The organism is Ruminococcus sp. (assembly GCF_019423705.1).
Lineage (GTDB): Bacteria > Bacillota > Clostridia > Oscillospirales > Ruminococcaceae > Hominimerdicola.
In genome coordinates this window covers 1-14,743 of record NZ_JAHZAX010000003.1, presented here as the reverse complement: position 1 = coordinate 14,743, position 14,743 = coordinate 1, and the positions used below count along the sequence as shown (strand labels likewise).

12 protein-coding genes and 2 tRNA genes are annotated in these 14,743 nt (G+C 40.0%); 11 read left to right on the top strand and 3 right to left on the bottom strand.

The features are described from left to right. Positions 1 to 53: 53 nt before the first annotated feature. The 6 genes from QZ371_RS03020 (at position 54) to QZ371_RS02995 (ending at position 6,453) form a co-directional block, all read left to right on the top strand. Positions 54 to 2,018 (top strand): NAD(+) synthase, encoded by a 1,965-nt coding sequence (locus QZ371_RS03020; RefSeq protein WP_295209216.1) that lies wholly within the window; start codon positions 54 to 56, stop codon positions 2,016 to 2,018. A gap of 182 nt (positions 2,019 to 2,200) precedes the next feature. Beyond that, entirely contained in the window at positions 2,201 to 3,520 is a 1,320-nt protein-coding gene (locus QZ371_RS03015; RefSeq protein WP_295209213.1) for a glutamine synthetase family protein, read from the top strand. A gap of 51 nt (positions 3,521 to 3,571) precedes the next feature. Further along, the gene (locus QZ371_RS03010; protein ID WP_295209210.1) at positions 3,572 to 4,144 is read left to right on the top strand and encodes an ANTAR domain-containing protein; all 573 of its coding nucleotides are present in this window, start codon (positions 3,572 to 3,574) and stop codon (positions 4,142 to 4,144) included. A 109-nt stretch (positions 4,145 to 4,253) separates the two neighbouring features. After that, the gene (gene fba / locus QZ371_RS03005) at positions 4,254 to 5,117 is read left to right on the top strand and encodes a class II fructose-1,6-bisphosphate aldolase (RefSeq protein ID WP_295209207.1); all 864 of its coding nucleotides are present in this window, start codon (positions 4,254 to 4,256) and stop codon (positions 5,115 to 5,117) included. A 132-nt stretch (positions 5,118 to 5,249) separates the two neighbouring features. Beyond that, positions 5,250 to 5,780 carry a QueT transporter family protein gene (locus QZ371_RS03000; RefSeq protein ID WP_295209204.1) on the top strand — a complete coding sequence of 177 codons (531 nt, stop codon included), beginning with the start codon at positions 5,250 to 5,252 and terminating at the stop codon, positions 5,778 to 5,780. A gap of 586 nt (positions 5,781 to 6,366) precedes the next feature. Beyond that, positions 6,367 to 6,453: transfer RNA gene (locus QZ371_RS02995), tRNA-Leu, on the top strand. Positions 6,454 to 6,646: 193 nt separating this feature from the next. Here the strand turns inward: QZ371_RS02995 and QZ371_RS02990 are convergent. From QZ371_RS02990 to QZ371_RS02980, 3 genes are all read right to left on the bottom strand, one after another. Further along, complete coding sequence (locus tag QZ371_RS02990; protein WP_295209201.1) at positions 6,647 to 8,239, bottom strand: recombinase family protein; 1,593 nt, start codon at positions 8,237 to 8,239, stop codon at positions 6,647 to 6,649. Positions 8,240 to 8,347: 108 nt separating this feature from the next. Further along, on the bottom strand, positions 8,348 to 8,530 hold the full coding sequence (locus tag QZ371_RS02985) for a hypothetical protein (RefSeq protein ID WP_022286812.1): 183 nt from the start codon (positions 8,528 to 8,530) through the stop codon (positions 8,348 to 8,350). 587 nt (positions 8,531 to 9,117) lie between these two features. Beyond that, positions 9,118 to 10,164 (bottom strand): AAA family ATPase, encoded by a 1,047-nt coding sequence (locus tag QZ371_RS02980; protein ID WP_295209196.1) that lies wholly within the window; start codon positions 10,162 to 10,164, stop codon positions 9,118 to 9,120. 705 nt (positions 10,165 to 10,869) lie between these two features. Here QZ371_RS02980 and QZ371_RS02975 point away from each other — a divergent pair. The 5 genes from QZ371_RS02975 to QZ371_RS02955 all read left to right on the top strand — a co-directional run bounded on the left by QZ371_RS02975 (position 10,870) and on the right by QZ371_RS02955 (position 14,594). Next, positions 10,870 to 11,406 (top strand): hypothetical protein, encoded by a 537-nt coding sequence (locus tag QZ371_RS02975; protein WP_295209194.1) that lies wholly within the window; start codon positions 10,870 to 10,872, stop codon positions 11,404 to 11,406. A gap of 21 nt (positions 11,407 to 11,427) precedes the next feature. After that, a complete protein-coding gene (locus QZ371_RS02970) occupies positions 11,428 to 12,597 on the top strand; it encodes a hypothetical protein (RefSeq protein ID WP_117894134.1) in 1,170 nt (389 codons plus the stop codon). A 7-nt stretch (positions 12,598 to 12,604) separates the two neighbouring features. Beyond that, positions 12,605 to 13,807 (top strand): ABC transporter permease, encoded by a 1,203-nt coding sequence (locus tag QZ371_RS02965; protein WP_295209187.1) that lies wholly within the window; start codon positions 12,605 to 12,607, stop codon positions 13,805 to 13,807. A 19-nt stretch (positions 13,808 to 13,826) separates the two neighbouring features. Beyond that, positions 13,827 to 14,492 carry an ABC transporter ATP-binding protein gene (locus QZ371_RS02960; protein ID WP_117878808.1) on the top strand — a complete coding sequence of 222 codons (666 nt, stop codon included), beginning with the start codon at positions 13,827 to 13,829 and terminating at the stop codon, positions 14,490 to 14,492. A 7-nt stretch (positions 14,493 to 14,499) separates the two neighbouring features. Further along, positions 14,500 to 14,594: transfer RNA gene (locus tag QZ371_RS02955), tRNA-OTHER, on the top strand. Positions 14,595 to 14,743: the final 149 nt, after the last annotated feature.

Genomic DNA, 14,743 nt, shown 5'->3' with positions numbered 1-14,743 from the left:
AAAATGGTATAATGATAATAACTGATATTATGATACTGTGAGGAGCATATATTATGAAAGACGGCTTTATAAAGGTCGCTGCCTGCACGCCTGAGATACAGGTTGCGGACGTTGACTTTAATGTTGATAAGATCATCGAACAGATCGAAAAGTGCAGGGAAGAGGGCGTAAAGATCGCTGTGTTCCCTGAGCTTTGCGTTACGGGGTACACCTGTCAGGACTTGTTCTTTCAGAACGCTTTGCTTGACAAGGCTATGGAAGGCGTTGTAAAGATCGCAAAGGCAACGGCGGACAGCGATATGCTGGTGGCTGTGGGCGTGCCTGTGAGGGCGAACGGCAAGCTTTACAACTGCGGTGCTGTGATACAGGGCGGCGAAGTGCGTGCTTTTATCCCGAAAACGCATTTGCCGAACTATAATGAATTTTACGAGGCTAGGCATTTTGCGCCATACAGGGGCGAATGTGCGGCAATTGATCTGAGAAAATACGGGCAACTTGACTTTATGCCATCAATGGAGCAGACTGTTTTCGTGTGCGATGAGATACCCGAACTTGTGGTGGGCTTTGAACTTTGCGAGGACTTGTGGGTGGCTGACCCTGTTTCAAATTATCTTGCAAAGGCCGGGGCTACGCTCATATGCAATCTGTCTGCAAGCGATGAAGTTATCGGCAAGGATTCTTACCGCAGACAGCTTGTTTCAAATCAGTCTGCAAGGCTGGTGGCAGGATATATCTACTGCTCCGCCGGCGACGGGGAATCAACGCAGGATATGGTATTTTCGGGACACAATATCATTGCGGAGAATGGCTCTATTCTTGCAGAGAGCAGGCTTTTTGAGAACGGCATAACGATCTCGGAGATCGACTTTAAAAAGCTGACCTTTGAGCGCAGGAAAATCTCAACTTATCCTGCAAGCGCAGAGTGGGACTATTCTTCAAAGAGCACGGGCTTTTTGGACAAGGAAAACATTTCCATTGAGCGATTCAGCCTTGATATGGTTGAGACGGCTTTGACGAGGAAGTTTGCGAAAACGCCCTTTATCCCCTCAAATCAGGCGGAGAGGAACGAGCGCTGTCATCTTATCCTGCAAATGCAGTCCCACGGGCTTATGAAGCGTATTGCGCACACACATTCAAAGACTGTTGTTATCGGCATTTCGGGCGGACTTGATTCCACTTTGGCGCTGCTTGTTTGCGTTATGGCGATGGACTTGCTGAAACGCCCCCACACGGATATCGTGGCGGTGACAATGCCTTGCTTTGGCACGACGAAGCGCACACGCTCCAATGCGGAGATACTTTGCGAAGAGCTGGGAGTAACGTTCAGAGAGGTGGATATATCAAAGGCGGTTTTGCAGCACTTTGAGGATATCGGCCACGATTATAACGACCATAGCGTTGTGTTCGAGAACGGACAGGCGAGAGAGCGCACGAAGGTGCTTATGAACATTGCGAACCAAGTGTGCGGAATGGTGGTCGGGACGGGCGATCTCAGCGAGCTTGCTCTCGGCTGGGCGACTTATAACGGCGATCATATGTCGATGTACGGCGTTAATGCTTCCATACCGAAAACGCTGGTCAGGCACATTGTTCAGTATTACGGCGACACCTGCACTTCTGACAAGCTGCGTGATGTGCTGTACGATATTTTGGACACTCCAGTATCGCCAGAGCTGTTGCCGACGGACGACAGCGGCACGGAAATGACCCAGAAAACTGAGGACTTGGTAGGCCCTTATGAGCTTCACGACTTCTTCCTTTATTATGGTATACGCTGGGGATTTGAGCCTTCAAAGGTCAGACGTTTGGCGAGATACGCTTTTGAGGGGGATTATTCCGACGAGACTATCGACAAGTGGCTAAAGACATTTTACCGCAGATTTTTCTCGCAGCAGTTCAAGCGCTCCTGCCTGCCCGACGGCGCAAAGATCGGTTCTGTTACCCTTTCGCCGAGAGGAGATTGGCGTATGCCTTCTGACGCTGTGGCTAAACTTTGGCTGGAGGATATCGAAAAATAGCTTTTGTGTATCATAAGGTACAAAATGTACGATATGACGCACAAATTAAAATATTGTTACAAAATTTTTATAGCTGTTCACTATTATGAAATGACCTGTTATGTTATCATTAAATGTATGGTTTGGTAAACTTTCGGGGCGATATGGCAACGGGAACGGTTATAAATAACGGAGGATTTATTATGAAATATACTGAGAAAGAGGTTTTGCAGTTCGTTGAAGAGAACGACGTCAAATTTGTAAAGCTTATGTTCTGCGACATTTTCGGGTCGCTGAAAACTATCTCTGTTATAGCGGGGGAGCTGCCGAAGATCTTCAGAGAGGGTCTTGTTTTCGACGCTTCAAAGCTGGGCGGCTTTCTTAATGTGACCGTTTCAGACCTCAGACTTTTCCCTGACCCCGACACCCTTGCTCTGCTGCCTTGGAGACCGCAGCACGGCAGAGTTGTGAGATTTTTCTGCCACTTGAAGTATCCCGATGGAACGGCTTTCGAGGGTGACGGAAGGTTCTTCCTCAAGACGGCTATCGCTTATGCAAGAGGAAAGGGCTATAATTTTCAGATTGGAACTTCCTGCGAGTTTTACTGCTTTGAGAAAAACGATCAGGATATGCCAACAAAGCAGCCACACGATTACGCAGGATACTGCGACGCTGCCCCTGTTGACAAGGGCGAAAACCTAAGGCGTGATATTTGTTTGACACTTGAGCAGATGGATATTTTTCCAGAAAGCTCGAGGCACGAGACTGGCCCCGGTCAGAACGAGATAGATTTTCAGTATTCAAACGCACTCAAGGCGGCGGACAATCTTGTTACATTTAAGAACGTTGTAAAATCTATGGCGGACAGGAATGGGCTTTATGCGACATTTATGCCGAAGCCTATCATAGAGAACTGCGGTTCGGGTCTGCACATTATGCTTATGTGTATGAAGGGCACGGAGAATGTTTTCCGTCCTCATATGGGCGAACTTTCGCAGGAGGCGCAGTATATGACGGCGGGTATTTTGAAAAACGTCAAGGATATGACGCTGTTTCTTAATACGACCACCAATTCGTATAAGCGTTTCGGAAGCCTTCTTGCGCCGAAGTATATTTCTTGGTCCCACGAAAATTACGCTCAGCTTCTCAGAGCGCCGCTGGATAACAATGAGGAGAACGGAATTATTTTGCGTTCGCCGGACAACACCTGCAACCCTTATTTCGCAATGGGTCTGCTTATTTATGCCTGCATTGACGGCGTGATAAACAAGCAAAAACTCAGCGAGCCTTTTAATGTTGACACGAGGTTTGCGGAAGAGGCTGAACTTGAAAAGCTTGAGACGCTTCCTGAGACATTGGAAGAGGCTGTTGAGGTGGCAGAGCAGAGCGAATTTTTGAAGGAACACCTGCCTGAGGTGCTGCTTGAAAATTACATTCGTCAGAAGAAGGAGCTTATCGGAGATTACAACAGAGCTCCCGACAAGGAGCAGTTTGAGACAGTCAGATATTTCTATCATCTGTAAGTCCGAAGGCGTTTTCATTTACAAAAATCTTAGCGACAAGGAGGTCGGGTAATGGACAGAATATTGGTTGCTTCCAGCAATGAAAAAGCAACAGCAATGCTTGTAAGTCTTTTGAAAGACGTTTTCCCTTCCTGCAAGACTTCCATTACCGCAACGGGACTTGAGACGAGAAGAGCGGCAGGCTCGGGAGATTATGACTGCGTTGTTATAAACTGTCCTCTGTCGGACGAATACGGAAACGAGCTGGCGGAGATAGTTTGCACCTCATCTGACGCAAGCTGCGTTGCTATCGCAAAGGCGGAGAACGCTGACATACTGGCGGATAAGTTGGAAGATTTCGGCGTTATGGTGATACCGAAGCCGCTGAGCAGGCAGAATTTTTACCGTTCGATGAAGTTTGTAAACGCTTCAAGAAAGCGTATGCTGGGTATCAGGACGGAGAATTTGAAGCTACACAAAAAGCTTGAGGAGATAAGGATAGTCAACAGGGCGAAAATGGCGCTTATGCAATATCTTGGTTTCAACGAGCAGCAGGCGCACAGGTATCTCGAAAAGCAGGCGATGGACAAGCGCTGCACGAAGCTTGAAGTGGCGCAGAAGGTCATCGAGATGTACGAGGTATAGAACAGTCGTAATTGTTACATAATTGTTAAATTAATGTCACACTATTGCAATCGGTGCGGTAATGTTGTATAATAATAGAGGAAAATTTTAAATAACGGAGGTCATTAAAATGTTAGTTTCAGCTAAGGAAATGATGACAAAGGCTCTTGCCGGCAAGTATGCCGTAGGTCAGTTCAATATTAACAACCTTGAGTGGACAAAGGCTATCCTTTTGACAGCTCAGGAGTTGCAGTCACCTGTAATTCTCGGTGTATCTGAGGGCGCAGGCAAGTATATGACCGGTTTCAAGACTGTTGCTGCAATGGTAAAGGCAATGGACGAGGAACTCGGTATCACAGTACCTGTTGCACTTCACCTCGATCACGGCACATACGAGGGCTGCTACAAGTGTGTTAAGGCTGGCTTCTCATCAATTATGTTCGACGGTTCACACTATCCATTTGAAGAGAACCTTGCTAAGTCAACTGAACTCGTTCACGTTGCAGATCAGCTTGGTCTTTCTATCGAGTGCGAAGTTGGTTCTATCGGCGGCGAAGAGGACGGCGTTGTTGGTATGGGCGAATGTGCAGACCCAGATGAGTGCAAGACAATTGCAGATCTCGGCGTAACAATGCTCGCTGCCGGTATCGGCAACATTCACGGTAAGTATCCTGAGAACTGGCCAGGTCTCTCTTTCGAGACACTTGCAGCTATCAAGGAAAAGGTTGGCGATATGCCTCTCGTACTTCACGGCGGCACAGGCATTCCTGACGATATGATCAAGAAGGCAATTTCTCTCGGCGTTGCAAAGATCAACGTAAATACAGAGTGCCAGCTTTCATTCCAGGAAGCAACAAGAAAGTACATTGAAGAAGGCAAGGATCTTCAGGGCAAGGGCTTTGACCCAAGAAAGCTCCTCAATCCTGGTTTCGAGGCTATCAAGGCTAAGGTCAAGGAGAAGATGGAACTGTTCGGTTCTGTTGGCAAGGCTTAATTCTAAGCTATCCGCTATAATTCAAATAATCAGGCTGCCGTTTCGGCGGCAGCCTTTTTATGTATAAACCATCAATTTAATAGAGTGTAACCTAGATCAACCACTCGCAAATAAAAACAAGGAGATTTTTTTATGGAAAACTTTAGCGCACGCCGCTTGACCACGATGGGTCTTATTGCGGCAATTTATGTAGTATCGACGATGTTATGCAGCTCGCTTGCATACGGACAAGTTCAGTTTCGGATATCCGAGGCGCTTATGCTTCTTTGTTTCTACAACAAGGATTACATAATTTCGCTGACGGTAGGCTGTTTGATAGTAAATCTATTCAGCACGCTGGGGCTTGTGGACGTCGTATTCGGAACGCTGGCGACGCTTGTTGCGGCGGTGGCGATATATCTGCTGAGGAACAAGACAAATCTGATCGTGGCGTCATTTATGCCTGTGATCTCGAATGCGGTTATTGTGGGATTTGAGCTCACATATGTATTCAAGACTCCGCTGCTTGCCAATATGGGCTGGGTCGCATTGGGAGAGTTTGTTTGCGTATCGGTAGTTGGTGTGATACTCGTAAGCGCATTGATGAAGAACAAGTACGTTCACAAGATCGTTACGATGGGTGTGAACGATCAGTCTCTTGAGGAGCAATTCCGCAACGGCTGATATCATCAGTTGTTCGATATAAAAATAATAATGGCGGCGCTATGCAGGAATGTATGGCGCTGCTTTTGTTTATTAACAATAAGTTTAAAAATATGTTGGGGATATTTCGGAGAAGCGCTTGACAAATGTGGGGCGTTGTGATATAATATATGTGTTGCTTTTAAGTGACATTATTGCGGAGCTGCTTGAACGCTGTTTACTGTTAATAAAGTCCGCCTCGGTCTTGGATATTCGCCGTGTAAAAATTGTAATGTTCGCATATGCAGGTGTTGCGGAATTGGCAGATGCGCTAGCTTCAGGCAGCGTAACGACAGTGAATTTATTTGCTTGGCTGCTTTCTGGTTCATCATAAATGTGGATTAGTGTGATAAGCACCCACCTCGGTTTTGGATTTGAGCCGAGTAAAAGTTTCAAATTTTTATGTGCGGATGTGGCGGAATTGGCAGACGCGCTAGCTTCAGGCAGCGTAACGACAGTGAATTTATTTGCTTGGCTGCTTTCTGGTTCATCATAAATGTGGATTAGTGTGATAAGCACCCACCTCGGTTTTGGATTTGAGCCGAGTAAAAGTTTCAAATTTTTATATGCGGATGTGGCGGAATTGGCAGACGCGCTAGCTTCAGGTGCTAGTGATCGCAAGGTCATGTGGGTTCAAGTCCCGTCATCCGCACCACGAAAAGCTCGATTTTATCGGGCTTTTTTCTTTTGCTCCAGTAAAAATAAATGGGCAGACACGCTGGCTCTAAGAACAATTTTTAATTGATATTATGCTAAAACGCACTACCATAGCTAATGCGTCTGCTGTTTAATATGTTCATATAAGCAAGGAAGATCCGCAGGCAGTTCTGCGGATCTTCCTTGCTTCTCTATGCACTTTCTAATTCGTCCATCGGATCTATAAATACGCTGACCGTGTCATTAAACTCTCCGTTCATCTCGAATCTGATATCAAGACTTTTATCTTCATTTTGATGAATGAAAATTCGCTTGACTAACATTCTTAGATTGATATCCGAAATCGTACCCTCGGACAGGATTTCATCAAGTATCTGTGTTGTGTTTTTAAGCTGTTCTTTTCTCTGTTTGCAGATTTTGTCATATTCCCTCAAGTCGGTTATCCGTTTTTCAATAGCGGATATTTCTTCTTCACGCTTAGTAATCATATTGTTGTAAACTTGTGCGTGTTCTCTGTCGCCGATTCGCTCTATAATCAAATCTTCGATCTGCTGTCGGAGTGATAATATCTTATCGTTGAGCTGCTGTATCTGACGTTCATACAGCGGCTTTTTCTTTACCCAATCCTTGACAATCTTGTTGTAGCGTTCGCTTTCGGCAAGTATCGTTTCACGAAGTCCTCGGACTTCATCTTCGATCAAAGCGTCAAGCTGATTTTCACGGACTGTGTGCGGAGTACAGTATTGCTTGCCGTAGCGGTGTGCGCTGTTGCAAGTGTATTCAACGTACTCTTTGCCTTTCCATTTTCTTGTGCGAGCTACAAAGCAAGCCCCGCAGTCGGAGCATTTTATTAATCCGGAATAGCGATGAAGATTCCTGCCATTTTGCGAACGTGGATTAATCTGTGAACGCTGTTCCAGTAAAAACTGTGCCTGTTTCCAAGTTGTTTCATCAATTATTGGTTCGCAGAAATTCTCATGGCGATACTGTTCTTCGGGCGGAATAAAAGTCTTTGTCTTGTAGATTTTACTTGTCACAGTTTTGTGATTGACCATCGTTCCGATGTACAGCTCGTTCGTAAGTATCCGCCTTACTGAAGTCTGAACCCACAGATATTTTTTTGAAATGTCCGGTTTCCAATCCGCAAGCTTACGTTTTTGATAATATTCAGAAGACTTTATTCCACGCTCATTCATCGTCCTTGCGATAGTTGTCAAGCCGTAACTGTCAACGTATAGCTTGAATACTTCCTGTACTATCCAAGCCGTTTCATCGTCTACCAGAACAGTATTTGTGTTTCGATCACGCTTGTAACAGAGTGGTAAGGACTCTATCAGACCTTTTCCTTTCTGCTTTTGACGTACACCTGCTTTTACTTTTTTGCTGATGTCCTTAGCATAAAAATCGTTGAAGATCTGCTTGAATCCAATCATCAAATCGTCATTCTCGTTACTGGAATCAATGCCCTCAGTCACAGAATAGACCTTGACATTGTTCTGTCGCAAGTGATCTATGAACAGTTCCGTTTGAGTACGGTGTCTGCCAAGTCTTGATAGATCCTTGACCAGAACTACATCAATTTTACCTTCGTCAACAGCAATTTCAAGTTCTCCTAAGCCTTTTCTGTTAAACGTCATTCCTGAAACATTGTCATCAAAGCTCTCTCCGACGATTTCGTAACCATTCTGCTCAGCGTAATCAACTAAAATCTGTCGTTGATTTTGCAGACTGTTCATTTCCTCATCTTCGTCACGAGATAATCTGTAGTATAGCCACGCTCTCATTTTATCGACCTCCTTTAAATTCGGCAGGCACGCTATGGTGTGTCTGCGTTACCAATCTGAACTTCGTTCAGATTGACACTACCACAAGCCGACCTGAAAGTCCAGCGATTACGCTGTTTTATCAACAAGTTCTACCTTTTCAATAAAATCGGAGTCGGAGCATTTGGACATACTATCTGAATTCAAATAGTCGTTAATCATGGACTCCATGAAGGTATCAAATGTCTTTCCGTCGCCATTATAGATAACAGTGACTGAATTGATTTTCGGGATTTCTCTTTGTCTTGGCATATTTTTATCGCCCTCCTTACTGTCTTTTCAGTTTCTTTTTCTCTGATTTTTAAACTGATCATTTTTAATCATTCCTTTCTTAAAATTTCGTTTGACATCATCAACAACGCCCGCAATTATGCCGATTTCACGCAGTTTTTTGCACTTACGACCCCTCAATCATTCAAAGCTCAAATTTATGACCCCATAAAAATTATGCACAATCATTTTGCTGAAACTGCGTGTTTTCGGCATTTTTGCGGCGAGCTTTGCTCGTCCGCTGTGAGTGTTTCGGGGGCTGCGACCCCGAAACTTTAACTTGCAATAAAATATTTTACTTTGCTTTAACTGCTGCATATCCGGTATTTGTGCAGATTAACAACTGCCTTTTTATTATCAGAATTAAAACCTCTCACACATATCGCCCACAGCGGCTAACAAATCGCCTGTGTCGGCTTTTGAAATGCTTTGGCTAAACTTACCCGACAAAAATTCAAGCCCGCAAATCGGCTTACGTTGCGTTGACAGTAACCTTGAAATGTTGACAGTAACTTTATCCGATTTCAGTTACTGTCACACCTGCTGTCATCATCGTAAACCAAGCATTTTCAAGGGTTTGCGAGGTATTGCTTATGCGCTCCGTTGACAGTAACGACAGTAGAATTTTTACTGTCACTACTGTCACGCTCATGGTCGTAATGAAGATTTATCAGTCTGCCGTTTCTTGTTCGCTTGTACTGAAAATCAATTCCGTACTTTCTCAGAGTGTAACCGTTCTGCACCAGATCTCTTGTTACTCTGTTGGGATAAAACGTTTCATCGGAAACACTTTTCAGAACATTCACTAATTCCGAAGCTGTACCGCAGAAATCAATATGCTTCTTAAGATACACATACAGTGCAGCCAGAAAAATGTTATCCTTGCTTTTACAGTCGGACGGCTCATCGGTGACTATCCACTTTTTCAAATCGCTGTCAAACTGCAAATTAATTTCTGCGTTTTCAATATCACGACCTACACAATGAAGCTTTGCTGTACGACTTCCACGCTTGCTTTCAATCAGAACCATGCTTCCGTCAACACAACCGCTTAAGCCTGTACTGCCTGAGATCATATTAAATGGATCGCTGTCAGCACACTTTCGTGTGTGATGCACAACTACGATTGTAATTTCAAGCTTGTCGGCAAGTGCTTTCATCACAGACAGTTCTTTGTAATCAGTGCCGTAGCCTGACTCCGATTCGTTACGCACCTTTTGCAGAGTGTCAATGAACACAACTTTTAAATCGTAATGCTCATTTTTAAAATCCGTAATCTGTTCTTCCAAGCCATTTCCAATCGCCTCAGACATAATTACGAAATACAATCTTTCCGCAGGCCCGTCCGTAATTTCGTAAAGACGATTTTGGATTCGCACATAGCTATCTTCCAGACACAAATACAGAGCAGTTCCTTGTGTAGTTTGCTGACCTAATACCTTTTCTCCTTTCGCAATGGACAAGCACATATCAAGCGCAAGCCACGATTTTCCGACTTTCGGCGCTCCTGCTAAGATATACAGACCCTGCGCAAGCAGATTGTCAATGCAGAATTCAATCGGTTTGTACACTGTGGTCATGATTTCCTCGCAGGACTTTGAGTTGAACTTTTTCAATTTATCAAGCCTCCTATTCAATTTTCAAGTTGCTATTAAGTTTCACCCTTTCTGCTCACGGCGAAAAATATATACAAAACAAAAAGCTCGTAAAGACGTTTAAATCTTTACAAGCTTTTATCATTCTCCATTTTCATGGTATCGCATTTTGATACATTTGTCAAGAGGTATGCAGTATTTTCATTGTTTTGCACAGGAGATTGGATTTTGATACTGTGGCAAGATGTGCGTTTTCGACGTCGCTGTTTGCGATGGAGGGTGTGGCAGTTATATTTATGTATGTGATAGTCACACTGTTTAATGGACTTGTCCATAAAATAATCCAGAGGTATTATTGACAAATCAAGAAAAACAACCACAAAAGAGATTATGTGTTTCCAATCGGACACACAAAAGCCCCAGAAGATGCCACTTCGAGGGTCTTTTTGCTACTTGTCGGATTTATGCCTGTCTAAACACTTGCAAATATAGTAACCATCTACACTTACCACAACAGACAAAACTAAAAGTGCATTATATTATCTTTTTTATAACAAAGTCAATGAAAATGTCCTATATATTATTTAATATTTTGCACATTATGAATAAAATATAATTTTGTTCATAAACTTATATTGACAAAAATAAATGTCTATGTTATTATAGGTAAGTAAAATATTTTACAAAAGTTGATTAATTTTGAACATGAGACAATAGGATGATTTTATGACAAAAATCACAAAAAGTATAGTTAGTATAACTTTAACTACAATTATGATTACTTCAACCATGGCTATTAAAGCTAATGCAGCTAACACAAATCAGGAACTAAAATGGAGAAATGATACTTACTATTCAACATCCACATTTAATGCATATAACAAAACATTCAGCACATATGTAAAAAATGGATCCAAAAAAGAGACCAAAGTACCTGGATATAATAGTGGCTATGGTGACGTTACATTTTCTCTTAAAGGAACTAACAATTCTATTTATGCCATTTTATCAAAAAGTGGAAACACAAAAGAAAAATTAACTCTATTTACTAAAATCGGAAAATATGACAAGAAAACTAAAAAAACAACCAATAAAGAAAGTAAAACTATAACTAGTAATGCAGGTTGCGGAGTTTCTGTACAGCGAAATCCCAAAAACAAAACTTATAAGTATACATTAACCGCAAAAGTATCTCCATATCTTGAAAAAGATGCTGATCCTTTTAGAAATAAAACATTAGTAGCAACAGCGGCTCAATATTAATACTATAAATAAGGAATTTTTATGTACTATACAATAAAAAATATAAGAAATTTTGCCAAAAACAACACAATTATTTTTGTGTTGTTTTTGTTGTGTCAATTTACTGCATCATTTATTATTCTTTTTTCTTTCGGTGCATTTCAAAATTTTAAATTGCTAAAAAATAAGAATTTAAAGCAATCGGATTTAATTATACAATTTGGAAATGTTATCGACAAGTATGAAGAAGATGGCAATAAATATTATATTTGTGATAGCAGTACAACTAATAAAAAAATAAAAGAACTTCTTCTTAGTATTGACGAAAGTTCATTAGAAGAATTAGATTTAATATACTATTCAGCGGAAACAACAAATACCAACATACCTGAAATTTATGAACAGCCTAATAGTATCACATTCAGATTATCATATTCTCCTGAAGCAAAAACATTTATACAGTATAAAACCTCTTATAATAATTCACCAACCAGTTCCGGTAAAATGATTTCTCAAAATGATTTTAAAAAAGGCACTATGCAAGTTGTTCTTCCATATGGCTTTACATCAGATTGTATAAATCAAGAGGTTAACATAGAAAACCAAACTTATAAAGTTGTAGGAATTGATGCAATAGACGAGACAATAACTATTCCTTTTATTAATTCACCCGATAGCTTAGATAATATAACTGAAATAAGTTTTTGTACAAAAAATGTAATGAGTACAAAAACTTATCAGAACATACGAGCTGCTTGTAATAACATATTTGGTAATTTTGCTTTTATTCCTGAAATAGATACAGTCAATGATGACTTACCTTTTTACAATTCATTAATGTTACTTTCTATTTTACTTACTATATTATCTTCTATTACACTTACTCTGTTATTCAGATATGTTTTAATAACCCGAAATAAAATGATTTCTGTTTTTAGAATTTATGGTTGTACTATAAATAAAGCCAGAAGAATATTTGTTGCAGAAATCATGATAACATCTATAATGAGCTTTTTAATTACATCGGCAATATATTTCAAAATTGTTGTAAAACAGCTCAAATCAAGCTTTGAATATATTGATATTATTTATAATTTAAAAAATTATATTATTATTGGTCTTATCTATGTGTCAGTAATATATTTTATTCTTAATTTAATGATAATAATACAACTACATAAGCTTCCTTTAAGCCAAAAACAAGGAGGATGATAGTTTTATGATTAAATACACAATAAAAATGATGAAGCGTAATTTGTTTATAAATCTCTTTGTCGTGATACAAATAGCTGTAACCTTATTTTTAATTGTAATATGTACATCTTCAATTATGTTTAAAATTGAAGATTATCTTCCATTAAGAAAACTTCTTAATAAAGATGGCAAATTTATAATTACAACCGGTACAAAAAACTATGAGTATGGTGATGATAATTATTATACTTCCGATGATTTCTTTAAGTTAGAAGATATATCTGTCAATAACAATAAAATTAAAGAAGTTTATGGGTGTACATCAGTTAATATATATCCGGCTAATGAAAACTCATCTCCATTAGTTTTTTCATATACTCAAAATATGATAGATTTATATACACCCGACATAAAATATGGCAAATGGTTAAATAAAGCTGACACTCGTTCTGATGAAATTGCAGCTGTTGTAACTTATAATACTAAATATAAAGTAGGCGATTTAGTTGAATTCACAGATTCTGTTAATCATTATAACTTCAGGATTATCGGAATGTTAGATAAAACAGCACAGACTATAAATACAAATGGTGATTCAAAAAGTAACTATTATTATACATTTAAAGATATATATCAAACAAAAAATTTGCTTGAATTTTATGTAAATTACGAAGATGTCAAAAATGCAGAGATTTCACAAGAACCAATTGGAGCACTTTTTGTTGTATATGAAAAAGGCTTAAATGATGAAGAAAAATTAGAACTAAATAGAAAATTATATCAATTTGGAGCACTAATGGATTTATCAGAATTGAACCAAAACAGCATAGAATATTTAAAAAGTGATATAACACTGATTTTACCTATAAGTTTATGCATACTTATTCTTACAATTATAAATTCTGTTGCGGTAAATGCTATTCAAACAAAAACAAATTTAAAAGCTTATTCTATATTTTTTATTTGTGGAGCAAAATGGAAAGTTGGAATAATTATCAGTCTTCTAAACGGTTTATTTACATGGCTGTTTGGTGTTGTATTATCAGGAATTTTAGCTTTCATTTTTACAAATATGAATGGTTCTTCGCAATATATTATAAGCTTTAATCTTCCGGAAATAATTATGTGTGTACTTATGGGACTCTTGAATATAATAGTATCAATAATACTCCCGATTTTAATTATTTCAAAGCAAAATCCACGTGAATTATTGATAGATAATAAATAAAGACAACAGGTAGGTAATCATGATAAAAATATCAAACATAACAAAAAAATACAATCCTAAAAAATCCAACGAATTTGAAGCTCTGCACGGAGTTTCCTGCGAGATTAATGACGGAGAGCTTGTGGCTGTTATTGGCAAATCCGGAGCAGGAAAATCTACACTTTTGCATATTCTTGCTTGCATTGACAATTATCAGGAAGGCGAATATACTATTGACGGAACTCTGGTAAAAAATCTTTCAGAAAAGCAATATGCAAAAATTCGTAATGAAAAAATAGGCATGGTAATGCAAGATTTTGCTCTTGTAGAAGATTTCACAGCTTTGGAAAATGTTATGATTCCACTCAATTTTTCAAAGCAGAAAATAAAAAATAAAAAAGAAAAGGCTCTTGCTGCATTAAAATCTGTTGGCATTGGAGAACTTGCGAAAAAGCCCTGCAATAAGCTTTCTGGCGGACAAAAGCAGAGAGTTGCAATCGCCCGTGCGATAGTCAACGAACCGAGCATGATACTCGCCGATGAACCAACAGGTGCGCTTGATACCAAAACCTCTGCGGAGATCATGGCACTGTTCAAATCATTGAATAAACAGGGACGTACAGTAGTGATAGTTACTCACGATCCCAAAATCGCCGAACAATGCGACAGGATTATTGAGATAAGTGACGGGAGAATAGTAAAGTAAAATAAAGGCGGATATCGGGCGCTATCTCGCACTGTCGTTACGCTACCCTCAGGTGTCAGTCGGGGCAACTCGGTGCAGGTTCAACTCCTGTTATCCGCACCATGAAAAGCTCGATTATATCGGGCTTTTTTCTTTTTATATAATAAATCCGATAGCAAGACCTGATGAATGAAAATTGATTTTTAACAGATCTTTTTTGGTTTTGTCAATATCACTTGACACATTTTATTCGAACAAGAATTATGCAGCGA

Coding starts and splice junctions, on each gene's coding strand:
- QZ371_RS03020 (WP_295209216.1), top strand. CDS start 54: ATGAAAGACGGCTTTATAAAGGTCGCTGCCTGCACGCCTGAGATACAG.
- QZ371_RS03015 (WP_295209213.1), top strand. CDS start 2,201: ATGAAATATACTGAGAAAGAGGTTTTGCAGTTCGTTGAAGAGAACGAC.
- QZ371_RS03010 (WP_295209210.1), top strand. CDS start 3,572: ATGGACAGAATATTGGTTGCTTCCAGCAATGAAAAAGCAACAGCAATG.
- fba (WP_295209207.1), top strand. CDS start 4,254: ATGTTAGTTTCAGCTAAGGAAATGATGACAAAGGCTCTTGCCGGCAAG.
- QZ371_RS03000 (WP_295209204.1), top strand. CDS start 5,250: ATGGAAAACTTTAGCGCACGCCGCTTGACCACGATGGGTCTTATTGCG.
- QZ371_RS02990 (WP_295209201.1), bottom strand. CDS start 8,239: ATGAGAGCGTGGCTATACTACAGATTATCTCGTGACGAAGATGAGGAA.
- QZ371_RS02985 (WP_022286812.1), bottom strand. CDS start 8,530: ATGCCAAGACAAAGAGAAATCCCGAAAATCAATTCAGTCACTGTTATC.
- QZ371_RS02975 (WP_295209194.1), top strand. CDS start 10,870: ATGACAAAAATCACAAAAAGTATAGTTAGTATAACTTTAACTACAATT.
- QZ371_RS02970 (WP_117894134.1), top strand. CDS start 11,428: ATGTACTATACAATAAAAAATATAAGAAATTTTGCCAAAAACAACACA.
- QZ371_RS02965 (WP_295209187.1), top strand. CDS start 12,605: ATGATTAAATACACAATAAAAATGATGAAGCGTAATTTGTTTATAAAT.
- QZ371_RS02960 (WP_117878808.1), top strand. CDS start 13,827: ATGATAAAAATATCAAACATAACAAAAAAATACAATCCTAAAAAATCC.